We start from the raw sequence: 23,801 nt of genomic DNA on the forward strand, positions 1-23,801 counted from the left end.
CCTGTCGCCGGTGCATCAGGCGCATGATCTATCCCAACCCCCTTATAGTTACATGCTGTTCGCAGGGCGAGGACGTCTGAGGAGGAGCCCGTGAGCGATTGGTCGGACGCCCTGGAGGACGCGGAGTTCGTGCTCGCCGCCCTATCGGAGAGGGCCGTCGCGGAGCCCGCCGTGTGGGCCGGGTGGGAGAGCGGGCTCGCGGATCTCGAACGCGCCCTGGACGGTGGGGACACGAACCGCCTCCGGCGCGCCCTCTACGAGCTCGAAGACTCCGTCGCGAGCGAACGGATGCGGATGCTCGGCGACCCGCACTCCCGAACGCCCGCTCCGCCTCCGCTCGCGGACCGACTGGACCGGCTGGTGGCCCGGATCCGCGTGGCCGGACCGGGGGGTTCGGACGCCTCCGGCGGACCCGGCGCGTGCGATGCCGATGCCGACGCCGACCCGGCCCGTTCCGCCGACGACGATGCGGCGTAACCGCTTCGAGGGCCACGCTCTGGTCGTCCACACCTTCGCGCACCTGGAACGGGCCGCCGAGGACGAGGAGAACGGCACCGGCTCCCTCGGGCTGATGTGGACCCGGCTGGGCGACCGGCTCGGCATGACGGACCCGGTCCCCGACTACGGGCGCACCGAACTCCCGCCCCTGGCAACCCTCCTGCAATCACCCGCCGGCTCCGGGACGCGGTTGCTCGCGGCCCGCCAGTGCGCGGGCCCGGCTGCAGCTCAGGCCTTCGCCTTCCTGCGCCACGACGTCGTCGGCGTCACCGCGGCGCTGTTCCCGTCCCCCGGTGCCTCCTGGGGTGACCTGCGCTCCCGTTGGGAGGCGTCGGTACTGCCCCTGCCGGCCGGGATCGCCCTCGGTACGACCTTCGTCTACCGCGCGCTCGACGGTGGTCGAGCCGCCCGCCGTGCGGACCGCCTGGCGCGCCTCCTCGCCTCGGTACCCCCACCGACACGGTTCGGCAGCCGGTGGCGGCGTACGCCCGACGGCTACCTGGTCCTGCGTTCCGACCCTTCCGAAGCCGGGCACGGAGCGACACAGGAGGCCGTCGTGGTGGGACCCGCCGCGCAGGAGGACGCCTTCGACTCCTGGACCTGGCACGTCCACCGCACCGGGGTGGCGGCCCCGTTCGCCTCCTATGTGGAGGGCGCCGCCCGTCTGTACCACCAGGCATCGGTCCACCGCACCCACCGGCACGACTTCCGGACCGCATGTCTGCGCCTGTCGGCCGCCTCCGAACGATTGGCCGCACTGTGCGGCGACGTGGTCGCGGGCGGTTCGGGGCCCGGCGAACTCCTCGCGGCCGAAGCCGCGACCGCCGCACTGTACGTCGGCGACCAGGGACTCAACCAGTCGCTGCGGGACGTCCGCGAGATGCGCCACTCGGTACGGATCACGCTCGACAGGATGGTCGGGATCCTGCCGCCCGGCCCTGGCCCCGGCGGGGAGGTCGACGGCGATCAGGAACTGGGGCGGGGCCTGATCGCGCTCCTCGACGACGACATCGCCCACGCGGAATCGGTCAAGCAGGAGGCCGACGAGATCTCCCGCACCACGGCACTGGTCGTGCAGCAGCGTCTCCACCTGCATCAGCAGCGGACGACCGTCGTCCAGGGCGCGGTGGTCGGCGCCCTACTGATGGCGCTCGCCGCCATCCAGGCCCTGGGCTACCGCCCACCGTTGCCGGGCGTGTTGCACGCGCCGCTGATCACGTGGCTCTCCGTACTGGCCCTGCTGCTGCCCGTGCAGTTGCTTCGCTGGCGGCGGGCGGACGGCGGTGACCGCCGCCCCAACTGGTTCGACCGGCTGTCCGTGTTCGCCGTCGGTGCGGCGACGGGCTGGCTGGGGGCGTCCGTCGGGGCCTTTGCGTTGACGGGCGCCGCGGCCCTCCCGCTGGTGAGCGTCGGGTGCGCCTCGGCCTTCGGAGGCGCCGCACTTCTGGCGGACCGCATGCAGGCGGCACACGGCGACTGAGGACGGGGACGGGGACGGGTCAACGCCGGCTGCGCCCCGGCATGCTGCGCCGTGCTCTCGGCGAGAGACGTTCAGCACTTCTGCGGGCCCGGCCGCGACCAGCTGCCAGGACGTCAACTATAGTTACGCGCAACGGGCGTCAACTATAGTTACGCATGAGGAAGGGGGCAGCGCGCAGTGGCGGAATCAGAAGACCGACCTGATGGGCCGGACGCACCTCGACCGATTTCGAACCCGGTCCCGGTCCCGGGCCCCGGTGCTCCCTTCAGCGACCGTCTCAACTTCCTGTTCGACCGGGTGCGTCCCCCGGGCGCCGAGGAGTACAGCAACGCGCATGTGGCGCGCACCATCTCGTCGTACGGCGAGGACAGCTACACGCGCTCCCACATCAGCTATCTGCGCGCGGGCAAGCGCACGCCGACCATCACCATGGTGCCGCTCCTCGCCCGGTTCTTCGGTGTGGAGGCCGCCTACTTCGTCGAGGACGAGGTCACGCGGAAGATCGCGACCCAGTTCGAGATCCTGCGCAAGCTGAAGGAGAACGGCGTCGAGCAGATCGCGCTGCGCGCGATGGGCGTGTCGGCCGCCGGTCAGCGCAAGGTCCTGGCGGCCCTCGAAGCCGTACGGAAAGAGGAAGGCCTGTCCGACGATCCCGAGGGGGACCTGTCGTGACCGGCGTCCGGCGTCCCGACGAGAAGGGGAAGCTCGATGTGGCTCAGCCGTCGTCGTAACCGCGGAACCGACCGCGAGGCCGACGAGGTCGAGCGCCGGAGCCGAGCGTTCGTCGAGAGCCTCGGTCTTCCTGCGGTCGACAGCGTCCTGGACCTCGTGCCGTTCATGGAGGAGCACTTCGACCGCTCGATCCGACTGATGCCGTTCGCGTCGGACCCGACGGACCCCGACTCCCTGGACGCATCCGCGCCGTGCGGTCTGTGGCTCGCCACGGGGGACACGGACTACGTGTTCTACGACACCGCCATCAGCCGGGCACACGCCGAAATCATCGTCGGCCACGAGTTCGGCCACATGCTCAAGCGCCACCGGGGCAACGCGCCCCTCGATGCGGGCAACCTCGGCGGACTGATCACCGACATCGACCCCGCCACGGTGCAGCTCGTGCTCGGTCGCACCCGCTACAACGAGCCGGAGGAGTTCGAAGCCGAGATGCTCGGATCCCTCCTCCAGGAGCACCTGGGCGCCTCCCGTGCCTCGGATGCCCGGGAAGCCGACCCCATAGCCCGCACGCTGCTGCGCTGACCGAACGAGGGACCAGTGAAAGACGTACTTCACCCCCTGTGCCTGGCGATCGCCGGTACGGGCTTCCTCATCCTGGTGCGCGACCTCGGCAAGAGCCGCCGCGATCCGGCACTGGTGGCCCTGGCCTTCACCTACGGCTTCTCCGCACTCAGCTACGCCGTCTCCCTCACCTGGGTGTGGGTGCGTGTCGACGGTCTCCTCGGCGTCCCCAACATCGTCGTACCGATCGCCCAGGGCTGCGTGATCCTCGTCCTCGCGCTCCAGGCCACCGTCCTGGCGCACTGGTCGAAGCCGCTCGCGCAAGCCCGTAGACGAAGCCGCCTCCTGCTCGTCGCGGCCGCCGGGACCATCGCCGCCATGTCGGTGCTGTTCGCCCTGCTCACCCCGGCCACCACCAGGCCCACCGACTTCTCCCTGTACTACGCCCACGACCCGGTCTTCCAGGCCTACGTGCTGCTGTATTTCGGCACCTACAGCGTCGCCGAGATCTACCTCGCCCGGTCCTGTTGGAAGTACGCGCGCACCGCCACCAACCCGTCGATCGCCTTCAGCCTGCGCCTCGTCACGGTCGGCGCCGTCATCACCCTCGGCTACAGCGGCATACGCATCAGCGGCATCATCGGGGCCGAGGTCGGGTTCAGCGTCAGCAAGCTCAACGAGTTCGCCTGGGCCTGCGGGGACATCGGAGCCACCCTCACGCAGATCGGCTACCTCATCCCGACCGTGGCCCGGCGGACCCACAGCGCCCGCGAATGGACCACCGCACACCTCCGTTACCGGCGCCTGGCCCAGCTGTGGCAGGCACTCGACCAGGCCGACCCCGGCATCACGCTGCGCCGCCCGGCGCGCCAACGCCAGGACGTCCTGCGGGGCCGCAGCGCCCACTTCCCCCTGCTGCGCCGCCGCGTTGAGATCCGACAGGGCCAGAAGCTGATGCGCCGCTACCTGCACCCGACCGCCCGGGAGCAGGCCGAAGCCCACCGGCGGGCCGAAGGGCTCATCGGCGTCGAGCTCGCCGCGGCCGTGACCGCCGACCAGATCCACGCCGCCCTCGTTCGGCACGCGGCCCAGGAACCCGTCGACGCCCCCGCCGAGTACGCCGACGCGGAGCTGCCCCTCGCCACCACGGAAGAGGAACTGCTCCACCTCCAGCGCGTCGCCTCCTACTTCACCCCGCCCACGCCCGAGACCCGCGACGCTTCCGACTTGCGCAGCATTACCTCAGGAGCCCGTTCGTGATCCTCCGCCGCACCCTGCTCGTCGCCTGTACCGCCATCGCCGCCGCGGCCTCCATGGCCACCACGCCCGCGGCCGGGCGTTCCCGCGCCGGCGCGACGAAGACCCCCGGCACGGCGTCACTGCACCTGGCACCCGCACGCGAACAGCTCTCCGCGCTGCGCCGGCGCACCGTCACCAGCCGGGACCTGCTGGAGCAGTACCTCCAGCACATCGCCAGGACCAACCCCGCCCTCAACGCGGTCGCCACCCTCGACGCCGACGGTGCCCGGGCCGCCGCTGACGCCGCCGACCGGCACATGGCCGAAACGGGCAAGCCGCTCGGTGCGCTCCACGGACTGCCGATCACCGTGAAGGACGCCCTGGAGACCCGGGGAATCCGTACCACCTGCGGCTCACCCGACCTCAGCGCACACGTTCCCGACCGGGACGCGGACGCCGTCGCACTCCTTCGCGCGGCCGGCGCAGTCATCGTCGGCAAGACGAACGTCCCGGTCATGTGCCAGGACATCCAGACGTCGAACCCCCTCTTCGGCACGACCAACAACCCGTACGACGGCACCAGGACCGCGGGCGGATCCTCGGGCGGCGCCGCCGTCGCCGTCGCCGCCGGCATCACCAGCCTCGAAGTCGGCTCCGACCTCGCGGGCTCCCTGCGCCTCCCCGCCGCCTACTGCGGTGTGTACGCCCTGCGCACCAGCGCCGGCATCGTCCCCACCCGTGGTCACGTTCCCCGGCCGCCCGGCTGGCTCACTTCCTCCGACATGCTCACGCTCGGCCCCGTCGCCCGCAGCGCCGAAGACCTCGAAGTCCTGCTGGACGTGCTCGCCGCACCGTCCCCGGCCGACGCCGCCGCCTGGAAGATCGACCTTCCGGCGCCGAAGCACAGCCGCCTGGCGGACTACCGCGTCGGCGTGTGGCCGGACGATCCCCGCTGCCACGTCGACCGGAGCACCCGCCAGCTCCTGGACCGGGTCACCGAGCTCGTCAGGTCCGCCGGTGCCACCGTCGACGACACCACCCGCCCCGTGAACCTGGCCGACAGTGACAGGCTGTTCCAGCGCCTCATGTTCGCCACGGCGAGCGCCACCGCCACCGACGCAGGTTTCGCCGACGACGTCGCGGCCGCCGACAAGATCCCCGCGGACGATCCGAGCGGTCTCTTCCTGCACTCGCGCACCATGCGACACCGGGACTGGCTCCGCGCGAACGAAGAACGCGAGAAGCTGCGCGACCACTGGGCCGCTTACTTCGCCACCCACGACGTCCTCATCACTCCGGCCGCCCCGACCGCAGCCGTCGAAGACCAGACGGCCACGCCCGTCCCAGGCCGGTGGATCACCGTCGACGGGGAGAAACGCCCGTACTTCGACCAGACGGCATGGCTGAACATCGCCGGGCACGTCAGGCTCCCGGCCGTCGTCATGCCCGCGGGCAAGACCGCGGACGGCCTTCCCCTGGCCATCCAGATCATCGGCCCCCACCTGGCCGACCGCACGGTCATCGACGTGGCCAAGCACCTGGCACGACGGCTCCCCGAGCCCGTGCGACCGCCCGCGTTCACCGCGTGACCGGGCACCCATGACCGGGCTCGTTCTGCCTCCACGGGGGTGGGGCGGGGCGAGCTCGCACCACAGAGGGCCCCAGGTTCGCCTGGGGCCCTCTGCGCTGGTTCGGCGACCGTGGCCGTGGCCACGGCCCCAGCAGCTCAGCGCCAGGTCTGGTACGGGCTCTTCTGGCTGTGCGTTCCGCACGGGAAGGTGCGGAGGTGGTGCGCGGGGCTGTCGTCCAGGCACAGCCCGGTCTTGACGTTGCGCAGCTCACGGGTACCGTCGGCCCACTGGTGGACGTTCCACTTCTGGTGGTCGTTGCCCAGGCAGTTGTACGTGCGGACCCCGAACTCGCTGTCGTTCTCCTCGATCGGTGCAACTGGTTCTGTGGACGGCCGCGCGGAGGGGCGTTGCCCGCCCGCGCGGCCTCGTACGGCAGTCGGCGCGGCGATCCGGGGCGGATCAGCCCACGATGTTGACGGGGCGGTAGGCGTGGTAGCCGTCACGGCCGTTCACGCCGTAGGAGTGCTGCTTCCAGCGGGTACCGACCCCGCCCGCCTGCTCGTAGGACTTGTAGACGGTGTGGGCACCGTTGGCCCAGCCGTCGAAGATGACGACGTGACGGTTGTCCGGGCTATTGCTGTTGGCCTTGATGACCAGGTCGCCGGGGGCGAGGTCCTTCATCGCGATCCGGCGGGTGAACCCGTCGTTCTTCAGGGAGACGGTGTTGGGACCGGGCTTGGACAGGCCCAGCGTCATGGAGACGTAACCGGAACAGTCCTGCCGGTAGCCGTTCTTCCACCGCTTGGTCTGGCTGTAGGGCACGGGCCGGCCGTTGTTGGCGGTCAGCCAGGTCTTCGCCCGTGCCAGTACCTGGGCGCGGGTGACGCGGGGAGCCGCCTGCACGGCCCCGGCCCCTTCGGCCCAGGACACGGGGGAGCTGACCTCGGCGGTCGGCCGCGCAGCGGGCGCAGCGGGCGCCGACGGTGCGCTCAGCAGGAGGGATCCCGTGCACACGACCGTGGTCAACGCTGCCATGACCCAGCGGCGGGTGGTGTTCTCGGACATGGTGGACTCCGATTTTCTCGTGAGGGCGTACGGGGTACGCCGGTTCGTGCGGCCAGGTGAGGGCGCCAGGGCAGCTACCGGTTCTGGTGGTGCGGGCTGTGAAGTCCTGGAGGCGCAGGGGAGCGGACGTGCACGCCCCTCGCGACACCCGTGCCGTCGGTGCGGACACCTGAGGCGGCGTCCGGACGGGCCGCGGGACCGGACGAGAAGGAGTCTGTGGCGGCGCGGCGGCCGTTGCAATGTTGTCCCGGTTGCTTCAGCGATGTCGGGATCCCTAAGGTTCTGACCTGCTGGGACATGACCATCCCGGGACACGACGCGGCCTGGCGGAGCATCGGCCCGCTGCCGTCGGAAGGGGTCGACCATGACAGGACTCGACGGGCAGCACGCCAGTCCGAATAAACAACTGGGAAGTGCCCTCAGGGCTTTGCAGCAGAAGTCCGGTCGCACGCTGCGGTCGCTGGAATCCGAAGTGCTGATCAGCGACTCGTCGTTGTCGCGCTACTTACGGGGCAGCACGGTTCCGCCCTGGGCGACGGTCCGCGATCTGTGTCGGGCCTTGGGCGCGGACCCCTCGGAGTACCGGGCCCTGTGGGAGGCGGCGGACCGGTGCCAGCCGAAGGTGTTCGTGTCCGCGGACCCCGCCACGGCCCCGGCCCCGACCGCAGATCCGACGGCAGATCCGACGGCAGGTCCGACCGGAGACCCGACCGCAGCCCCGGCAACCGGTACGCAGTCCTGGTGGCGCCGCCCGCGCGGACCGCGGCGGATGCCCGGCCTGCTCGTACAGCGCCGCTGGGCCTGGGCCGTCAGCGGCGTGTGCGTCGGACTGCTCCTCGGCGGCATGGTGGTCCGCTTCGTCCTGCCCTCGTCCGGGGCACCCGCACCGGTGCGGGGCACACCGGATGCGCAGGCTCCCCGTCGGGCCGTCGCACAGGGCGCGGCGCGGCTACAGGACGTCACCCGGATCTTCGTCAACCGTGTCACGGGCAACTGCCTGGATCACAGCCTCGACAAGGGCCTGCGCACCTTCGAGCCCAACGGATTGAGCTACCAGCGGTGGACGGTTCACCCCTACCCCGACGGCACCAGCGAGCTGCGCAACCATGCGACGGGCGCCTGCCTGGACAGCAGTGCCTCCGGGCTCCGCGGCGTGTCCTGCACCAGGGCCCCCTCCCAGAAGTGGGCGGTCACCGCCTGGACCGACGCCTCGGTCGAGATCAAGAGCCGGGCCTCGGGAGCGTGTCTCGACGACGGCGAGGCAGGACTGCGGGCCGTGCCCTGCGACGGTTCGGACCATCAGAAGTGGGGTTGACGCGGGCGGCCGGAAGCTCAGGCCACCTCGACGCAGTCGAGTTCCGCGTAGCGCTCGCCCTTGGCCAGACGTACGGTGTTCCACCCCTGGTGCAGCGGGACGGACACCTCCGTCTTCTGCCAGGCGTCCCACCCCGTGTACGGATACTCCACCCGTCCCGGGGTGGTCGCCCGCCCGTTGACCGTCAGGACGTGAGAGGCCGGCGCGGGCCGGTCGGCCGTGTCCCGAGACCCGTTGGCGTAGCGCACCCAGAAGGCATGGGGGCCGCTGGAGGCGGCGAAGACGGAGAATTCGACGAAGCTGTCGGGGTGGTCGATCCCGCCGACTGCCCGGCCTTCGAAGGCACCCGCGGCATCACGGACGAGCGCGTGCTGCACCCGTGCGTTCTCCGCCTGATGGAGCACCTTGCTGCCGCGGACGACCGGACGGCCGTCCGCGAAGCCAAGGTCGGCGGCGTACAGGGAGCGTCGCGAGCCGTCGTGGCTCCAGCCGTGGAAGAGGATGCGGTCCCGTCCGTCGGGACCGGTCACGACGTCCTGCCCGCCGGGGCCTCGGACCGTGTTCCCGAAGGAGTCGGTGGTCATCAGGGGTGTCGAAGCCTTGGTGTACGGGCCGGTGAGGTCGGAGGCCACCGCGTAGCCGGTCTTGTAGGTGTGGTCGCCGTAGAAGTCGGCCGAGTAGAACAGCACGTAGCGTCCGTCGCGCCGGACGAGGGTGGGCGCCTCGACCAGCTTCCCCTCCCACTCGCGGTCCTGCCCGATCAGTGCCACGGGCTCCCCCGTCGTACGGGTGCCGTCCCACGAGACCGGCTGGAGGTAGAGCCGGGTGGCCAACTCGCAGCAGTTGCCGTCGTTCTTCCAGAGCAGGTACCGCAGGCCGTCCTCCGTGTAGCTCGCGGCGTCGATCGCACCGCCCTGATCGACCGGGCAGACCAACGGACCCTCCCCGGTGGGCCGGAACGGGCCGTCCGGGGAGGAGGACAGGGCGACGCCGATGCACTGCCTGCCGCTGGCACGGTCGCGAGCGGTGTAGTGCATGGTGAACCCGTGGCCGTTGGTGAAGACCTCCGGTGCCCATACGAGTGAGCGGGTCGGCTCCGCCCACTGCCCGAGGTGGGGCAAGGCGTCCGAGCCGACCAGCGACCAGTGGACCAAGTCCGGCGACGTCGCGTGCTGGATGTTCACCGCCTGGCCGTGGGTCGCGTAGGCGTGGTACGTCCGGCCCACCTTGACGACGTCCGGATCGGGGAAGTCCCGGTCGAGCACCGGGCCCGCCACGTCCGCCCCGGCCGGCGCCGCCGCGAGCACGCCCGCGACGAGCACACCGGTGACCGCGGCGGCCAGTGCGCGCCCGAACCGGCGCGGGGCCGTGGGGAACACCTGCTGTCCGAGGACGCTGCAGGAACGGGTGGTCACGTGTACGCCCGAGGTCGCGTGTCCGCGCACGCGCGGGGGCAGAGCGGGGCGCGTAGCGTCGGTCCCCGACGCGACCGGGCGGGCTGCGGCTTCGGCGTTCACACCCCCCACAACGGCCCCGGTCGCATCCCGGGGCACGGGCCGCCGCCTTGTTCACCCGTGTGGGCGTGCCCCCAGGCCGTGGACGCGGGACGTGGTGCACACTGCTCCCATGCCCGAGGACGAGGCACCGCCCGCCCCTCCGGATGCGCTGCTGCAGGTGATCGACAACCTCGCGCGGTTCCATCGGGAGCACGAGGAGTACTACGCGCAAGCGCCGCTGCGGCAGGCGGGCGAGCTCCAGGCACGATCTCGGGCACTGAAGTCACTGGCCGATCGGTGGAGCGACGTCGAGGCCGGTGAGCGGACATCGACGATCGCGTTCGCCGGCACGGAGGACCTGAACGCTCCCGGGCTCGTAGCGGAGTCGGGGATCCTCTTCATGGAAGGGGAGGGCGAGCCCGCCGAACTCCAGCGGATGAAACACGAGGTCGCCACGCTTGCCGATGAGACCGAGAGCGGCGCCGCTTGGCTGGCCCGGTCCATGGAACAGGCATGGGAGATCGCCGGGACCTTGGCTGCCTATTCGGCCCTCGCCGACCTGCTGGGGGAGCGGCACCGGATCATCGCCAATGACTGGCAATCGGCGGACATGCAGGCCCTGGTCGCTCGGCTGCTGCGCCGCGCCCTCGACCTGCTGGCCAGGGTCGACTTCTCTCCAACGGCGCTCCGGGCCGACCTGCGGGGTGAGCGGAGGACCCCTGCCTACCTGTATTCGTCTTCCGAACTGTTCGACCGGGCGGCCGACCTGATGGTGCAGTCGGCGACGCTCGTGCACGAGAACGAGAGGCGCTGGCGCACCTTCCGCGCCCGGGTGAGGCAGTTGCAGTCAGAGTCGGGGCGTCGGCCCGGACCGGGGAGTGCGGACGCGTGAGCGAGGACGAGCAGGAGTTGGCTGCTGCACAGTGGCAGCACTGGCAGAGCACCTACACCGCCCGTCCGGGCATGTACGGTGAACAGCCCTCGGCCCCCGCCGTGCACGCCGCCGCGGTGTTCCGTTGAGGGCGACCTGCCCCGCCGCCTGTGGCGCGTCACCCAGACACTGCCCCGCTGAGGCGGCGGCCACGACCCGAGCGTCCTCCCGTCCTCCCGTCCTCCCGTCCTCCCGTCCTCCTCTCACCCATCCGCAGGACGGAGCACGGCGAATAGCCGGCGTGAGCAGCTTCCGTAAGAACCTCTTCCGCGGCGCACCGGGTGCCTTGTCCGGACTGTTGTCCGGGTACACCGCTCTGGCAGTGGCCGAGTTCGTCGCATCGCTGGTCCGGCCGCAGGCGGGGCCCGTGACCGTGGTGGGCGGCGCGGCGGTCGACCGGACACCGGCCGCGCTGAAGGACTACGCGATCCGCACCTTCGGTGAGAACGACAAGTTCGCCCTCCAGACCGGGATCCTGGCCACCATCACCCTCCTCGCCGTGGTGCTGGGTGTGGTGGCGTTGCGCCGCCGGCGCTCCGCAGCGGTGGGCGTGTTGCTGTTCGGTGTCGTCGGCGCGACGGCCGCGCTGACGCGCCCGGACGCCCAGGGGCCGGCGGACGCCCTGCCCTCGTTGGCCGGGGCCCTGACGGGCGCCGGGGTCCTGTACGTCCTGATCGGGAACGTCGTCTCCGGCCGTACCGCCGCGGCCGACGGCGCGGTAGTCGGTTCGGTGTGGTCGAGGCGCGGGTTCCTGGTGGCCGTCTCGGCCACCGCCGTCGCCGCCACCGGGGTGGGGGCCGTGGGTCGTGCCTTGACCGGCCGACGCGGTGAGGGTGCCGTCGCCTCCCGGGCCGCGGTCGAACTGCCCGCACCGGCTTCCCCGGCGCCGCCGCTGCCGGCCGGTGCCCAGCTCAAGGTGGCGGGGATCAGTTCCTTCACCACGTCGAACCGGGACTTCTACCGCGTTGACACCGCCCTGGTGGTACCCAAGGTCGACGCGGACACGTGGCGGCTGCGGGTCCGCGGCAAGGGCGTCACCCGACCTCGGACCTACACCTTCCAGGACCTGCTCGGGCGCCCGCTGATCGAGCGGGACATCACCTTGACCTGCGTCTCCAACGAGGTCGGAGGCCCCTACGTCGGGCACGCCCGCTGGCTGGGCGTACGACTCGCAGACCTCCTGAGGGAATGCGGGGTCGAACCGCCGTCCAAGGGCGGCCCCGCCGATCAGCTGGTGGCCCGCTCGGTGGACGGGATGACGCTGGGCTCCCCGGTCGAGGACGTCCTCGACGGCCGCGACGCGATGCTCGCGGTCGGTATGAACGGCGAGCCGTTGCCCTTCGAGCACGGGTTCCCGGTGCGGATGCTGGTGCCCGGACTGTTCGGGTACGTATCCGCCTGCAAGTGGATCGAGGACATCGAGCTCACCACCTTCGACGCCTACGACCCGTACTGGGTGAAGCGGAGCTGGGCCCGCAAGGCGCCGATCAAGACACTGGCCCGCATCGACACCCCCAAGCCGTTCGCGCGCCCCGACTCGGCAACCGTCACCGTCGCCGGTGTGGCCTGGGCCCAGCACCGTGGCATCCAGCGGGTCGAGGTACGCGTCGACGAGGGCCCCTGGCAGGAGGCCGACCTCGCTCCCCAGGCGGGCGTCGACACCTGGCGCCAGTGGTCCTTCCCCTGGAAGACGACTCCGGGCGGCCATACGGTCACCGTTCGCGCCACCGACGGCACCGGTCAACTACAGACCGAACAGCGCGTCCGAACCATCCCCGACGGGGCGAGCGGCTGGCACAGCGTGTTCGTCACCGTCGGCTAGGCACGGACCGCCGGGCGAACCCGCTCCGTTCCCAGTGGCGCTACCCGTTGAGCTGCCAGACGGCAGCGTTGAGGGCGGTCGCGAACGCCACCCACAGCAGGTAGGGGACGAGCAGGAACGCGGCCGTACGGTTCAGGCGGTAGAAGCGGACCAGGGTGACGCCCAGCGCCGCCAGCAGCAGGGCGATGTCCAGCAGGGCGAGTCCGTACTCGCGGGCGCCGAAGAACAGGGGGGTCCAGACCAGGTTGAGGGCGAGCTGTACGGACCACCAGGTGAGGGCCCGCCGCACCCTTGGGCGATCCGGATGGCGCCACACCAGCCATGCCGCGATGGCGATGGTGGCGTAGAGGACGGTCCAGACGGGGCCGAAGAGCCAGGCTGGTGGAGCCCAGGCGGGACGCTGTAGGGACCGATAGACCGCGCCCGCGTCGCGGGAGACGAGCGCGCCCACGGCCGCGACCCCGTAGGTCACGGCGAGGAACGCGGCGAGGGATCCCCAACCCCTGCTCGCGCGGTGTCGTGTCGGTGTCGCAGGTGGCGCCATGGCTGGCTCCCGGTTCGGTCTCGATGGCCTCTGGCACGGGTGGGGAGGACGCGGCGGCCCGGCGCCGCCGCCTCCGCCCCACGACTTCTCTTCCCATCCCACACGCCGGCCGGACGCACTGCATCTGCATGCCCGGACGCGCGAGCCCCGGGCATGCTCCGCCGGCAGGCACCTCCGAGAGCACGAGAGCCACTCAATGCGGGACGGGCGCTGAGTTCAGGTGCTCAAGTTGGTCGCGCATCACGTCGTGGTCGCCGACGATGCGGTGCAGTACGGATTCGTCCAGCACGGTCCATGAGCGGAAGGGCCGGGCGGGGTGATGTGCGCGGTGCTGGCACCGCAGGCGCACGTCGAGACCGACGGCGTCCTGTTCGGCCGTGGGGCAAGGGATCGTTTCCGCGATGACCGCGGCCGCATGGGCGGGAGTCTGGAGCAGGCCGCATTCTCCATACCCGATCCGACACGAGCAGCATCCGTACGGCGAGCATCATCTGTTCGGCCTAGTCCGGCCGGCCCCGGGCGTGGTTCTCCCCGATAATGCGGATGTCGGTGGTGTAGTGGTCGGGCTCTGGTGTTCTGCGGCACCAGAGCCCATGGGCGTGAGCGGTATCTGCCGGCCGTCGTGGTGCGAAGCCCGGCCAGGGAAGGGCGACGAGGTCAGTGAATACGGGTGATCCAACGTATGACGGCCGCGTACGTGGTCTCGTCGACGGTGGAGAGCACGTCGATGGCGTGGAGGTCGCCGGCGAGCGGGGGGACGCCTGCGACGGTCAGACAGGAGTGCAGGTCAAGACGCCGCCGGTCAGCGGGACTCGGGACCCCGGCCGGGCGACGCGCGGCGCGGAGCGGGTCGAGCCGCGGAGCCCCGGGGTCTACGCCGCTCGTCTCCTCGTCTTCCGCGAAGCGGCGCATGCCGGGGAACCGGTAGGGGTCGAGCGCCGCCTGCGGCACCCCGGGAGCAGGTGAGGAAGCCCGCCACGGTTTCATGTGAGCACCTCCGCGAACAGGTCACTTGTGGCGAGACACAGGAAGCCGCACAGGCTGCGGTGCGCCTCTCCGGCCCCTGTGCGGTCGGGCCACCACTCGAATGCCTCCGGATCGGCCCGGGTGCTCACGAACGCTGCTCCTGCAAGGCGTGAGCACCCGCGGCGATGACCTCGGCGAGCTGATTGGCGAGGTCTACGCTGCACCCCCCGAGCCGGACGAAACCACGGCAGCCCACCGGCCCGTCGTTGCACAGAGAGGGCAGGGTCAGGCCGGCGAGCGCGAGTGCCGCCTGGAGGCTGGTGACGGCTTCCTCTCCGGCCCGGTACCCGGCGTCCTGGCGCCGCTGATAGCGAAGGCGCTCTGCCTGGGCGGGGTCGTGGGGCATGGAGCTGTCCTCTCGTAGGAGACGTGTCGTAGGAGACGTGTCGTAAAAGACGTGGGGAAACGAAGTGCTGAAGCGCGCCGCGGACCGGTCGTCCGGACCGGTCCAGGAGGCGGGGGCATCACGGGTCGTACCACCGGGCTGCTCAGGAGGTCCCGTGGCACCGCACCGGAGCGGAATCGGATCATCTGAACGCGAACACGCGCAGGTGGGGGCGCCGACGGCCGCGTCCCGGTGCCAGGGGCTGCCGTCGCGGAGACCGCGTCGCGCGGACGGCCTATCGGGGAGTGGCCGGTCAGCGGTGTGGACCCGTAGGACTGAGACCGTGTTCAGCCCGTGACCTATGGGTTTCGATCTTCGTTCCTGAGATGCAAGCGATCACGCTCGTTGACTCTGGGAAGGACCGAGGTGTCCGAGAAGTTAGTGACGCCCGACTGCGGTGGGCCGCGTTCCCGCGGCGCCGCCGCAGGCGACCCCTTTGCAGGGGACGGCGGGCCGAACTGACATGGTGCTCACGCTTGCGTTCGACGAACTCGTCCGGCGAAGCGCACGGCTGTGGCCGGCGCGTGACCGTACGACCATCACGAGCCGTAGCGGAATCGGGGGGCGGGGGTGGGTGGGCGGGCGGCCCTTTGCTCCATCGCCGGGTAATCGGGCGCCGAGTAGTCGGGAAGTGCCTTGCCCGGGCTGTTCGTAGCGGCCGGCTGTCGGAGTGGGGAGGGGGCGCGGTTGCGGTGTCGTGGGGTCGATTGGCGGGGTGGGCGCGTGAGCGTGATCTGGCGGACGAGTTGTTGGAAGCAGGCCAGCGCGGCGATCGGCGGAAGAGTGGCCGCCGCCCGTGCGGCGAACGTGTGGGACGCCTGGGCCACGCAAAGAAGCGTGGCGAGGGTGGAGAACAATAGGACGATGGCCCAGGAGTGGACGGCGCGACGTTGGTGTAGGGCGGCCCGGAGGATGGACAGGGAGGCGACCATCCAGGGTCCGTAGATCAGCAGGGGCCACCAGCTGACCACGTCGTGTGCGGTGCGCGGTCCCGCGCTGTGGCGCAGGGTGTCGCAGATGGCCAGGCCACTGAAGATGCTCACCACGGCGGCGATGACGGCGACCAGTACGGCGGTGAAGAGGCTGCCCGTTCTGAGCAGGGACAGCGTGGAGGCCTCGGACGATCTCGACGTGCTCCTACGGTGCCCATGGGGGGCGGGCCCGTGCGCCCGTTGGTCAGAGCCCTGCGACAGTTCGGTGACCAGGCCGGCGTGGCTGGCCGTATCCCCGGGCTCATCGAAGCCGACCGGGTCGAAGGTCTCCGTCTGTCTCGGCCCCATGGCGCCCTGGAGGAGGTACGCCAGTTCCTCCGCCGCATCCCACGGGCCGTTCACCTCGCCCAAACCCATGAACGGTTGGGAAGCAGGTGGCTCGTGGTCCGTCCCCGGCCACACGGCGGAGGCGTCTGGATGGGGGTAGGAAGCGTGTGCGTCGTGAGGCCACACGGCGGAGGCGTCCGGATGGGGGTAGGAACCGTGTGTGTCGTGAAGACCGTACTGCTCAAACACGGGAGATCTGCCCGGTGGGTTCGCCGACCGTCGTCTTGAACGGACCGACTTCCGGCGACCGTCGGTTGAAGTCGCTCTGGATGCGGCTCATCGCTTCCAGGAAGTCCTCGAAGATCGTGGACGTGTAATGGAGATCGACCTCCAGCCCCTCATGGAGCAGCGTTGCGCTCTTGTCCTGGGTCCAGCCCGTGTACGTCCAATTCCCCACCGTTGTAGCTCCCGTGCGAACGTCGTGGCCGTCGATTTCTGCGCTCTGCGGGAACATTGCTGAGTGCTTTGGTGTTGTCATAGTCCACCCAACGCTCCGGACGCGGGGGAGGGTGTGGTCCATCCAGGTGATGATGGCGAAGTAGACGAGGGTTGACCAGCGTCCCTTATCGTTTCTGCACTGGCGGAGAAAGCGTGGCCGCGCGCCTTTCGTGAAGCAGTCCTGCCAGCTCAAGGCGGGGAAGACGAAAGGAGATCGAGGGTGGGTCCGCCGTGGGCTCGCCCCGGTTGCCGGCATACGGTCGCCCGGCTGCCCGACCATGCGCACTCGGCCGTACTCCGGCGCTCGCGCGAGACTGTGCGCCCCACGGCTCGGCAGTCCGGACGGAATGTGCCCGAGCGTTCAGAGATTCTGCTTAAGTCATATGAGAATTCGGCGGGCTGGCGGAATACTGCGCATGGCTGAATCGGCGGAGTGCGCGCAACCCCGCATATGCCCTTGCGTTATGTCGAGGTGTCGCCGGGGGCCCGGCTGTGAGCGGCTGCGAGTGCCCCTGATCATCAATTACCGAAGAGGACCCGCCGTGACAGACACCTTCCTGTGGATCGCGTTGATCTGCGCCGTACTGGGTACGGGCTGCGCCGCCTGGACGTCGTCAGGGGTCGGCCGGATGCACTACACGGACAGCCGCGAGCTGCGGCGCCAACAACACTTCAGGCACGTCCTGTCCCGACACGTGGAAGAGACGCAACCCCCATGGGAAGGCGCGGTGGCGGCCGTATCGGAAGCGGCCGGCATCGCAGCCTGCGCCGAGTGCGGCGCCTCGTCCGCGCCACTCGCCCTGCCCATCACGCGAACGTGATCAAGGGGGCGGTCGCGAGCACGGTGGACCGTACGGTGATGTGAGTGGGCCGGGCCGCATCGACGGCCCGACGCTGTTCGTCACTGCGCGCGGCGCGTCCCGCACGTCCGTTTCGGTCCTCGGGTCGCCCAGCCCGCCGTGCCCGGGCCCGCCGACGGCTGCCACCGCGACGCCGTTCGAGCTCGCCTCCGAGGCGAAGTGACGTTCGAGGGAACTGGACTTGCCCGGCCATGGGCCGATGCGCGGTGGGCGGCGCCACCGTCCGGCGTGGTTGATCGGCGAGCTGTGCGGAGGTACCTTGCATTGCATGGTTCCTGGTGAAGCAAGATTTGAAGCGACCGGGAGGGTCGCCAGCCAGCTGCGCAAGGGCGTACTGGAGTACTGCGTCCTCGCACTGCTGCGCGACGGCCCGCGCTACGGCGTCGAAATCCTCAGTGAGCTCGCTGCCGTCAGCGTCATGACCACCAGTCAAGGGACGATCTACCCCCTGCTGTCCCGGCTGCGCCGGGAGCAACTCGTGGACACCGAGCTGCGTGAATCCGCCACCGGCCCCGCGCGCCGCTACTACACCCTCACCGCATCCGGAAGGGCGGCCCTTGCCGAGTTCAGCGAGAGTTGGCCCTACTTCCGCGACGGCGTCGACCACTTCCTGGCAGCACCCACCGGAGGTTCCGCGTGAGCGGTACAGAGCACCCTCTCGTCACCCTCTCCAGGTGGGGCACCCCGACGGGGTTGCTGACCCTCATGGCGGCGGGCGTCCTCCTCCCCGGCGCTGCGGCGGTGCGGCTCCTTCGTTCCTGACGGGCGCCTCGATCGCCCCCGGCCCTCCCGCGCCCGGCAACCGCGGCACGCCCGTCGATGCCCGGCGCTGATCGGCGGATCGCGCTTCCATTTGATACATTCATGTATCGGATACATCTGTGTATCGTGAATGGAGGGTCAGGATGTCGAGCGGAGGGAACCCTGCGCCGTCTGACCGGCGAGCGGCAGCACGGGAAAGTGCCGGGCCTCGGGTCACCAAGCGCCGCGTGCAGACGCAGGCCCGGTTGCTCGCGGCGGCGTTCGAGGTGTTCGCGGCGAAGGGGTTCGGCCGTGTCTCGATCGAGGAAGTGTGCGATGCGGCCGGCTACAGCCGCGGGGCGTTCTACTCGAACTTCGACAGCCTGGAAGGGCTGTTCTTCGCGCTGTACCAGGCGCGGGCCGAACTGCTCACCACGCAGCTCACCGAGGCGCTGACGTCCCACGTGGCCGACTTCGACCTCGCCTCTGCGGTGGAACGGTTGACCGAAGCGCTGCTGCTGGAACGCGACTGGCTGCTGGTGAAGTCGGACTTCCTGGTCTACGCCGCGCGGCGCGAGGAGGTGGCCCAGGCGCTGTTGCAGCACCGGCAGTGGCTACAGGAGGCGATCGCGCAGCGGCTGACCGCCGTCGCCGAACACGGCGGGCTGCCGCCGGTGCTCGGGGGTGCTGACGGCGCGGCCCGTGCCGTGCTCGCCGTGTACGACGGCGTCACCACGCAGGTACTGCTGGATCGCGACACCGAACACGCACGCCAGTGGCTCAAGCAGCTGCTCCTGGCGCTCCTGTCCCCGCGCAGCGGGACGGGCGACCAGGAACGGTGACGGCCGGCGGAGCCCGCCGCGCACCCCTCCATCGCCGTGAGGACACCTGCCGCCTCACCGGCCCTCTTTGTCACAGACCTGCACGACGAGCACGAAGGAACTGCCCATGACACAGCCCTCTACGGACACCCCGCCGGACACCGCTCCCGCCTCCGCGCCCGCGAGCACGGGGCGGCGATTCGTCGCCGAGCTCCGTGATGCGGTCAGCCCGCGCAGCGTGGTCCTGGTCATCGGTGTGCTAGCCCTGCAGCTGGGCTTCGTCCTCTCCTACATCGGTGCCTTCCACGCACCGAAGCCCCATGCCATCTCCGTTGCGGTCGTCGCCCCCGCGCAGGCTTCGGCCACGATAATCAACCAGCTCAACGGGCTCGACGGCGAGCCGCTGAGCGCGCGGGCCGCCTCCAGCGAGAAGCAGGCCCGCACCCTCATCCTGAACCGCACCGTCGACGCGGCGGTCGTCGTCAACCCCACCAGTAGCACCGACACCCTGCTGGTGGCTTCCGCCAGCGGGCCCGCGGTCTCCTCCACCGCCGAACAGATCGCCCGGAGCATCGAGGCGGAGCGCCACCGGCAGGTGACCGTCACGGACATCAGGCCGCCCGACGCCAGCGACGGGCGCGGCATGTCCTCGTTCTACCTCGTCCTGGGCTGGATCGTCGGCGGCTACCTGGCCGCCGCCATCCTCGGCATTGCCGCTGGGGCACGCCCGGCGAACATGCACCGCACCGTCATCCGCCTTGCCACGCTGGCCGTGTACGCGATCCTGTCCGGCCTCGGCGGTGCGGTCATCGTCGACCCGGTCCTGGGTGCGCTGAGCGGTCACTTCGCACAGCTGTGGGCGCTGGGTTCGCTCGTCGTCTTCGCCGCAGCCGCCACCACGGTCGCCTTCCAGGTGCTGTGGGGCATCGTCGGCATCGGTGTGACGATCATCGTCTTCGTCATCCTCGGCAATCCCAGCGCCGGCGGCGCCTATCCCGGCGCGCTGCTGCCGCCGTTCTGGAGCAGGATCGGCCAGTGGCTGCCACCGGGCGCCGGCACCACGGCCGTACGCAACACCGTCTATTTCTCCGGCCACGCCATCACCCGGCCCCTCTGCGTGCTCGCCGGCTACGCGGTCCTGGGCACGGTCCTCGCCGTTGCGGCCTCGGCCGTCCACATCCGCCGAGGCCGGCGGCTCCTGGACGCGTAGCTCCCCCCGGGCGCCCGTGCCGTGTCGGGTGAACGGCGGGGCGGCCACGACGGGCCGTCCCGCCTACGGGCCCGCTACCCGCGGCGCGGCGACCGTGCTCATCCGGCCAAGCTGAGTGGCCGTTCGATGAACCGCGTGCAGCCGGCAGCAGGTCAGCGGACGCAAGGGGGCACGTCGGCACCGCCATCGCCCCGCGTGCGCGTGCCGTTACGGAGGGAACGCACCCTGCTTGAGCTGCTCGGACGACCGTTCGGTCACCGATATGCGAACGCAGTGTCCGTAAAACGGCCATGGATATGCATCTCTCCTTCGAGTCGGACAGGATTCACTGCGTCAGGGCGCGATAGTGCAAGCAAGAATCGCGTTCAACCTTTGAATCGAAAGAGAGTTTGCCGTGCGTCACCGCTTAGCCGCTGTCTCTGCCGCTGCCCTCCTCTGCCTGGCCGGCGCCACGGGGGTCGCGGAGGCCAAGCCCACGAGTCTGTACGCCCCGTCCGCCATGGTCTTCACCCTCGGCCACGGGGACGACGCCGCGACCGCCACCGTCGTCCGGGCGTCCACCCTCAGCTGCATGCCGACCGCCCTCGGGACGCACCCCGACCCCGAGGCCGCCTGTACGGCCCTGAACTCCACCGGCGGCTCCTTCGACCGCCTACTGGCCGCCCCGAACCCGGACCGGGCCTGCCCGATGCACTACGACCCCGTCACCATCACCGCGGACGGCGTGTGGCAGGGCAGCCGCGTCGCGTGGAAGCACACGTTCTCCAACGCCTGCGTCATGTCGGCGACCCTGAACGGCAACGCCGTCTTCGCGTTCTGATCCGACCCCGTGCTGGCCCGGCCACCGCCGGCCGGGCCGTCCCGGGCAGGAGCCGTCATCCAGGGCAACGGGCCGCGGCGAGTGCCGGGCCGGGTGCCGGCGAGCGGTTCCAGTGCATGCGCGACCAGGGGAGCACGAGGTCGGCCTGCGTCGCCACAGCGCGGGGGGTCAGGTCTTCGAGCCGAGCGGCCTCGCGGTGGCGGGCGTAGACGGTGTCCACGTAGCGGTGGCCGGTGTCGGCGGCGATGAACAGGACCGTCCGCTCGGGGGCGCGGTCGTGTTCCCAACGGGCGGCGAGGTAGCCGGCTCCGGTGGAGAGCCCCGCGAAGACGGCGTGCCGGCGCAGCAGGTCGACGGCCCCGGTGAGGGCGGCGTCGAAGGAGATCCAGTGGAGCGTGTCGTACAGCGCGTGGTCGACGTTCCCGAAGGGGATGGAGCTGCCGATGCCGGCGATGATGATCTCCGGGTCGGCCACGTGCTCGGACCCGAAGGTGATGCTGCCGTACGGCTGCACGCCGACGAGTTCGACGTCGGGGGAGTCCTCCCGGAGGTAGCGGGCGAGGGCTCCGGTCGAGGCTCCTGAACCGACACCGCCGACGAGGGTGAGGGCTTCGGTGCCGGTGGACTGCCGGATGCGGTCGGCAACGGCGCGGTAGCCGAGGTAATGGATGTCGTCGTGGTACTGGCGCATCCAGTGGTACTCGGGGTGTGCGACGAGGATCTCGTGGATGCGTTCGACCCGGCGCTTCTGGTCGAGTTTGAGGTCGCTGCACGGTTCCATCTGCTCCAGCGTCGCCCCCAGCACGCAGAGTTGGGTGCGCAGGGTGTGGTCCACGGTCGAGGAGCCGACGATGTGGCAGCGCATCCCGTAGCGGTGGCAGGCCAGAGCGAGGGCGTAGGCGTAGATCCCGCTCGAACTGTCGAGCAGGGTGTCCCCGCGGCGGACGGCTCCGGAGTCGAGCAGGTGACGGACCGCTGCCAGGGCGGAGACCACCTTCATGGTTTCAAAGCGAAGGCAGACGAGTCGGTCGTCGAGACGTACGAGGTCCGGCCGGCCGATCGACTCCGCGATGTGCTGGTCCATTTCGGAGCTCCTTGCTCGTGGGGAAGGTCGTGAAGATCCGGGTGGCGGGGATGCCATTGCTGTCCAGTGCGCGTACGCACGTGCGGACGCGGTGCTCCAGGCCCGGCGCTGCGGGATCGAAGATCAGGCCGGCGACCGCGCCGCTGTGGGCCATCTGCACGCCCGTCGCCCCCACCCGGCGGGAGATTTCGGCGAGCGTTTCGAACTCCGGGTGGCACAGGATCTGCTGACCCCGCCAGGCGCTGGCGGTGGCGACCTCGCCGAGGAGCACGGCGTCGCCGGTGGCCACGGCCCGCCGTAGGAGCGTGCGCAGCCGTTCGTAGGCGCGTACGTCGTGGTCGTCGTGGACCCGGACGGGCAGCGAGAGGGTGTCCACCGGCGCGCCCCCACCGAGCGCACAGCCCACGATGACGAGGTCCGGCAGGGCGGGGCCGAGGACCTCCAGGACCCGCCCCTCGCGTTGGGCGAACAGCACCGGGCGGTCGTCGAGCATCAGCGGATCGCAGGCCAGCTCGGCCCGCACCGCCAGCCGGGCGACCGTAGCGGGGCCCAGGGACAGGCCGTAGGACCCCGCGACCGCGCGGATGGCGGCGATGACGTCACTGGTGGAGCTGCCCATGCCGAGCCCCACGGGTACGTCCCCCGTCAGTCGCAGTACTCCGCCACAGGACGGCTCCCGGCGTTGCCGCGCGCATTCCTCGACGGCCAGGGCCGCCGCCCGCCGGGCCTTCGTGCGGTCGGTGGGCAGGACGGCGAGTTGTTCCGCAGCCGCGTTTTGATCGCGTACGAACGTGGCACGGCTGCCCAGTCCGGCCATCGGCAACGTGACCAGCCCGGCGCACCGCTGCCCGGCGGCGTCGCGGAAGACGCCCTGCAAGATCTCGCCGTGGTGGCAGGAGGCGTACCCGGTACCAGTGGGAAGGACACCGGCACCGGCACCGGATACGGCCCGACGGGCGGCCGGGATCACGCGCCGTTCACCGCCGTCCGGTACCGGTACAGCGGGGTCGGGTCGGCGCTGAACTGGGAGAAGGGGAAGGGTTCTGCGGAGAGCGCGGTCACACCCGCCCCCAGAAAGGCGCGGGCCACGGCGCTGCCGCTCTGCGCGTATACGACCAGCGGGATGCCGCGCGTGCGGCAGCGTTCGAGGATGGTGTCGAACGAGCCGTTGCTGAGCGTCATTCCGGTGGCGACGACGGCTTCCGCCCGCTCCAGGACCTCGTGCATGTCCGTCGTGACCGGGTCGCCCCACTGGGTTGACCTCAGGTTGAAGTCGCAGGGCAGCGGTACGCCGCCACGCGCGCGGATCGCGGCGACCAGCGGGTTGACGACGCCGATGAGCCCGACCTTCGTACCTTCCTCGATGTCGAGCAACCCGGCGATGGCCGCGTCCCGGGCCGTCGCGCGGACCTCGGGGGTCCCGGCCGGAAGGATGACCTGCTCGGCCGCGCCCGCTTCGGCAGCGGCACGGTGCGGGTGCACCTCGGCGAGGTAGGCGTCGAGCGCCGCCATCCGTAGGGGGCGGGGTGCCTCGCGCAGCAGCACGTCGAGCGGGGCGCCGGTGTGTTCCCGGCAGATGGCCGGGTCGATCTCGCCGGCTTCGAAGGCACAGCCGCCGAAGGAGCCACCGAGGCGGACCAGGACGTACTGGTTGAGGTAGGTGGTGTCGCCGCCGGCCAGCCGGGTGCCGTGGTGGATCCAGAACACGCTCGTCGCGACGCGTTCGCGGGGCAACGGGCCGTGCTCGCCGGCCAGTACGGAGTCCGTCAGGGATGCCACGGTCTGTACCGCGGTGTTGGATGTGCTCATCGCAGGATTCCTTGTCGTAGAGGTCGTAGAGGTCGTAGAGGTCGCAGGGGTTGTCGTGGTTGCAGTCGTCATGGACCCGTGGTTCTCATGG

28 protein-coding genes are annotated in these 23,801 nt (G+C 70.7%); 15 read left to right on the forward strand and 13 right to left on the reverse strand.

From position 1 onward, the window contains the following. Positions 1–90: 90 nt before the first annotated feature. The 6 genes from ABZZ20_RS30185 to ABZZ20_RS30210 all read left to right on the forward strand — a co-directional run bounded on the left by ABZZ20_RS30185 (position 91) and on the right by ABZZ20_RS30210 (position 6,042). Positions 91–477 carry a CATRA system-associated protein gene (locus tag ABZZ20_RS30185; protein WP_356875002.1) on the forward strand — a complete coding sequence of 129 codons (387 nt, stop codon included), beginning with the start codon at positions 91–93 and terminating at the stop codon, positions 475–477. Then, on the forward strand, positions 467–1,978 hold the full coding sequence (locus ABZZ20_RS30190; protein ID WP_356875004.1) for a CATRA conflict system CASPASE/TPR repeat-associated protein: 1,512 nt from the start codon (positions 467–469) through the stop codon (positions 1,976–1,978). Before ABZZ20_RS30185 ends, ABZZ20_RS30190 begins: the two co-directional genes overlap by 11 nt. A gap of 297 nt (positions 1,979–2,275) precedes the next feature. Then, positions 2,276–2,650, forward strand: a complete 375-nt coding sequence (locus ABZZ20_RS30195) for a helix-turn-helix transcriptional regulator (protein ID WP_356875006.1) — start codon at positions 2,276–2,278, stop codon at positions 2,648–2,650. 36 nt (positions 2,651–2,686) lie between these two features. Continuing rightward, positions 2,687–3,235: a hypothetical protein gene (locus ABZZ20_RS30200; RefSeq protein ID WP_356875008.1), complete on the forward strand. Its 549-nt coding sequence runs from the start codon at positions 2,687–2,689 to the stop codon at positions 3,233–3,235. A gap of 15 nt (positions 3,236–3,250) precedes the next feature. After that, complete coding sequence (locus ABZZ20_RS30205) at positions 3,251–4,474, forward strand: MAB_1171c family putative transporter (protein ID WP_356875010.1); 1,224 nt, start codon at positions 3,251–3,253, stop codon at positions 4,472–4,474. Next, a complete protein-coding gene (locus ABZZ20_RS30210) occupies positions 4,471–6,042 on the forward strand; it encodes an amidase (RefSeq protein ID WP_356875012.1) in 1,572 nt (523 codons plus the stop codon). Before ABZZ20_RS30205 ends, ABZZ20_RS30210 begins: the two co-directional genes overlap by 4 nt. Before the next feature lie 137 nt (positions 6,043–6,179). On the opposite strand, the gene ABZZ20_RS30215 is transcribed toward ABZZ20_RS30210, so the two are convergent. Together ABZZ20_RS30215 and ABZZ20_RS30220 are read right to left on the reverse strand one after the other, a co-directional pair. Continuing rightward, positions 6,180–6,527 carry an RICIN domain-containing protein gene (locus ABZZ20_RS30215; RefSeq protein ID WP_356875014.1) on the reverse strand — a complete coding sequence of 116 codons (348 nt, stop codon included), beginning with the start codon at positions 6,525–6,527 and terminating at the stop codon, positions 6,180–6,182. Then, positions 6,484–7,089: a hypothetical protein gene (locus ABZZ20_RS30220; RefSeq protein ID WP_356875016.1), complete on the reverse strand. Its 606-nt coding sequence runs from the start codon at positions 7,087–7,089 to the stop codon at positions 6,484–6,486. Before ABZZ20_RS30220 ends, ABZZ20_RS30215 begins: the two co-directional genes overlap by 44 nt. Before the next feature lie 364 nt (positions 7,090–7,453). Here ABZZ20_RS30220 and ABZZ20_RS30225 point away from each other — a divergent pair, with 364 nt between their 5' ends. Continuing rightward, the gene (locus ABZZ20_RS30225) at positions 7,454–8,404 is read left to right on the forward strand and encodes a helix-turn-helix domain-containing protein (protein WP_356875018.1); all 951 of its coding nucleotides are present in this window, start codon (positions 7,454–7,456) and stop codon (positions 8,402–8,404) included. 17 nt (positions 8,405–8,421) lie between these two features. On the opposite strand, the gene ABZZ20_RS30230 is transcribed toward ABZZ20_RS30225, so the two are convergent. Further along, positions 8,422–9,819, reverse strand: a complete 1,398-nt coding sequence (locus ABZZ20_RS30230; protein WP_356875020.1) for a family 43 glycosylhydrolase — start codon at positions 9,817–9,819, stop codon at positions 8,422–8,424. 211 nt (positions 9,820–10,030) lie between these two features. Here ABZZ20_RS30230 and ABZZ20_RS30235 point away from each other — a divergent pair, with 211 nt between their 5' ends. The 3 genes from ABZZ20_RS30235 to ABZZ20_RS30245 all read left to right on the forward strand — a co-directional run bounded on the left by ABZZ20_RS30235 (position 10,031) and on the right by ABZZ20_RS30245 (position 12,653). After that, on the forward strand, positions 10,031–10,792 hold the full coding sequence (locus ABZZ20_RS30235; protein WP_356875022.1) for a hypothetical protein: 762 nt from the start codon (positions 10,031–10,033) through the stop codon (positions 10,790–10,792). Continuing rightward, a complete protein-coding gene (locus ABZZ20_RS30240; RefSeq protein WP_356875024.1) occupies positions 10,789–10,920 on the forward strand; it encodes a hypothetical protein in 132 nt (43 codons plus the stop codon). Before ABZZ20_RS30235 ends, ABZZ20_RS30240 begins: the two co-directional genes overlap by 4 nt. Positions 10,921–11,063: 143 nt before the next feature. After that, positions 11,064–12,653, forward strand: coding sequence for a molybdopterin-dependent oxidoreductase (locus ABZZ20_RS30245; protein WP_356875103.1), 1,590 nt, complete (start codon positions 11,064–11,066; stop codon positions 12,651–12,653). Between the two features lie 40 nt (positions 12,654–12,693). On the opposite strand, the gene ABZZ20_RS30250 is transcribed toward ABZZ20_RS30245, so the two are convergent. From ABZZ20_RS30250 to ABZZ20_RS30280, 7 genes are all read right to left on the reverse strand, one after another. Next, a complete protein-coding gene (locus tag ABZZ20_RS30250; protein ID WP_356875026.1) occupies positions 12,694–13,197 on the reverse strand; it encodes a TspO/MBR family protein in 504 nt (167 codons plus the stop codon). Between the two features lie 193 nt (positions 13,198–13,390). Further along, on the reverse strand, positions 13,391–13,654 hold the full coding sequence (locus tag ABZZ20_RS30255) for a Scr1 family TA system antitoxin-like transcriptional regulator (RefSeq protein WP_356875105.1): 264 nt from the start codon (positions 13,652–13,654) through the stop codon (positions 13,391–13,393). Positions 13,655–13,854: 200 nt separating this feature from the next. Further along, complete coding sequence (locus ABZZ20_RS30260; protein ID WP_356875028.1) at positions 13,855–14,184, reverse strand: hypothetical protein; 330 nt, start codon at positions 14,182–14,184, stop codon at positions 13,855–13,857. After that, a complete protein-coding gene (locus tag ABZZ20_RS30265) occupies positions 14,181–14,312 on the reverse strand; it encodes a hypothetical protein (RefSeq protein ID WP_356875030.1) in 132 nt (43 codons plus the stop codon). Before ABZZ20_RS30265 ends, ABZZ20_RS30260 begins: the two co-directional genes overlap by 4 nt. Further along, positions 14,309–14,569, reverse strand: a complete 261-nt coding sequence (locus tag ABZZ20_RS30270; RefSeq protein WP_356875032.1) for a hypothetical protein — start codon at positions 14,567–14,569, stop codon at positions 14,309–14,311. The genes ABZZ20_RS30265 and ABZZ20_RS30270 overlap by 4 nt, the downstream gene beginning before the upstream one ends. Before the next feature lie 578 nt (positions 14,570–15,147). Next, a complete protein-coding gene (locus ABZZ20_RS30275) occupies positions 15,148–15,957 on the reverse strand; it encodes a hypothetical protein (protein ID WP_356875033.1) in 810 nt (269 codons plus the stop codon). Positions 15,958–16,108: 151 nt separating this feature from the next. Continuing rightward, positions 16,109–16,324, reverse strand: coding sequence for a hypothetical protein (locus tag ABZZ20_RS30280; RefSeq protein WP_356875035.1), 216 nt, complete (start codon positions 16,322–16,324; stop codon positions 16,109–16,111). A 583-nt stretch (positions 16,325–16,907) separates the two neighbouring features. Here ABZZ20_RS30280 and ABZZ20_RS30285 point away from each other — a divergent pair. The 5 genes from ABZZ20_RS30285 to ABZZ20_RS30305 all read left to right on the forward strand — a co-directional run bounded on the left by ABZZ20_RS30285 (position 16,908) and on the right by ABZZ20_RS30305 (position 20,817). After that, positions 16,908–17,186 carry a hypothetical protein gene (locus tag ABZZ20_RS30285; RefSeq protein WP_356875037.1) on the forward strand — a complete coding sequence of 93 codons (279 nt, stop codon included), beginning with the start codon at positions 16,908–16,910 and terminating at the stop codon, positions 17,184–17,186. Positions 17,187–17,493: 307 nt separating this feature from the next. Next, positions 17,494–17,865, forward strand: coding sequence for a PadR family transcriptional regulator (locus ABZZ20_RS30290; RefSeq protein ID WP_356875039.1), 372 nt, complete (start codon positions 17,494–17,496; stop codon positions 17,863–17,865). Positions 17,866–18,214: 349 nt separating this feature from the next. Then, complete coding sequence (locus ABZZ20_RS30295; RefSeq protein WP_356875041.1) at positions 18,215–18,808, forward strand: TetR/AcrR family transcriptional regulator; 594 nt, start codon at positions 18,215–18,217, stop codon at positions 18,806–18,808. 106 nt (positions 18,809–18,914) lie between these two features. Next, entirely contained in the window at positions 18,915–19,997 is a 1,083-nt protein-coding gene (locus ABZZ20_RS30300; protein WP_356875043.1) for a DUF3533 domain-containing protein, read from the forward strand. 394 nt (positions 19,998–20,391) lie between these two features. Beyond that, positions 20,392–20,817 (forward strand): subtilase-type protease inhibitor, encoded by a 426-nt coding sequence (locus ABZZ20_RS30305; RefSeq protein WP_356875045.1) that lies wholly within the window; start codon positions 20,392–20,394, stop codon positions 20,815–20,817. 55 nt (positions 20,818–20,872) lie between these two features. Here ABZZ20_RS30305 and ABZZ20_RS30310 read toward each other — a convergent pair whose 3' ends face one another. From ABZZ20_RS30310 to ABZZ20_RS30320, 3 genes are all read right to left on the reverse strand, one after another. Beyond that, positions 20,873–21,901, reverse strand: coding sequence for a pyridoxal-phosphate dependent enzyme (locus ABZZ20_RS30310; protein ID WP_356875047.1), 1,029 nt, complete (start codon positions 21,899–21,901; stop codon positions 20,873–20,875). Then, a complete protein-coding gene (locus ABZZ20_RS30315) occupies positions 21,822–22,778 on the reverse strand; it encodes a GHMP kinase (RefSeq protein WP_356875049.1) in 957 nt (318 codons plus the stop codon). The genes ABZZ20_RS30310 and ABZZ20_RS30315 overlap by 80 nt, the downstream gene beginning before the upstream one ends. A gap of 89 nt (positions 22,779–22,867) precedes the next feature. Further along, on the reverse strand, positions 22,868–23,710 hold the full coding sequence (locus tag ABZZ20_RS30320; RefSeq protein ID WP_356875051.1) for a DUF364 domain-containing protein: 843 nt from the start codon (positions 23,708–23,710) through the stop codon (positions 22,868–22,870). Positions 23,711–23,801 lie beyond the last annotated feature (91 nt).

Origin of the sequence: Streptomyces sp. NPDC006430 (assembly GCF_040612395.1) — a bacterium.
Classification (GTDB): domain Bacteria; phylum Actinomycetota; class Actinomycetes; order Streptomycetales; family Streptomycetaceae; genus Streptomyces.

What these genes read in the sequence shown, in the direction of transcription:
- ABZZ20_RS30190 (WP_356875004.1), top strand. Translation starts at nt 467, where the DNA reads ATGCGGCGTAACCGCTTCGAGGGCCACGCTCTGGTCGTCCACACCTTC.
- ABZZ20_RS30200 (WP_356875008.1), top strand. Translation starts at nt 2,687, where the DNA reads ATGTGGCTCAGCCGTCGTCGTAACCGCGGAACCGACCGCGAGGCCGAC.
- ABZZ20_RS30220 (WP_356875016.1), bottom strand. Translation starts at nt 7,089, where the DNA reads ATGTCCGAGAACACCACCCGCCGCTGGGTCATGGCAGCGTTGACCACG.
- ABZZ20_RS30225 (WP_356875018.1), top strand. Translation starts at nt 7,454, where the DNA reads ATGACAGGACTCGACGGGCAGCACGCCAGTCCGAATAAACAACTGGGA.
- ABZZ20_RS30235 (WP_356875022.1), top strand. Translation starts at nt 10,031, where the DNA reads ATGCCCGAGGACGAGGCACCGCCCGCCCCTCCGGATGCGCTGCTGCAG.
- ABZZ20_RS30250 (WP_356875026.1), bottom strand. Translation starts at nt 13,197, where the DNA reads ATGGCGCCACCTGCGACACCGACACGACACCGCGCGAGCAGGGGTTGG.
- ABZZ20_RS30260 (WP_356875028.1), bottom strand. Translation starts at nt 14,184, where the DNA reads ATGAAACCGTGGCGGGCTTCCTCACCTGCTCCCGGGGTGCCGCAGGCG.
- ABZZ20_RS30270 (WP_356875032.1), bottom strand. Translation starts at nt 14,569, where the DNA reads ATGCCCCACGACCCCGCCCAGGCAGAGCGCCTTCGCTATCAGCGGCGC.
- ABZZ20_RS30275 (WP_356875033.1), bottom strand. Translation starts at nt 15,957, where the DNA reads ATGGGTTTGGGCGAGGTGAACGGCCCGTGGGATGCGGCGGAGGAACTG.
- ABZZ20_RS30290 (WP_356875039.1), top strand. Translation starts at nt 17,494, where the DNA reads ATGGTTCCTGGTGAAGCAAGATTTGAAGCGACCGGGAGGGTCGCCAGC.
- ABZZ20_RS30300 (WP_356875043.1), top strand. Translation starts at nt 18,915, where the DNA reads ATGACACAGCCCTCTACGGACACCCCGCCGGACACCGCTCCCGCCTCC.
- ABZZ20_RS30310 (WP_356875047.1), bottom strand. Translation starts at nt 21,901, where the DNA reads ATGGACCAGCACATCGCGGAGTCGATCGGCCGGCCGGACCTCGTACGT.
- ABZZ20_RS30320 (WP_356875051.1), bottom strand. Translation starts at nt 23,710, where the DNA reads ATGAGCACATCCAACACCGCGGTACAGACCGTGGCATCCCTGACGGAC.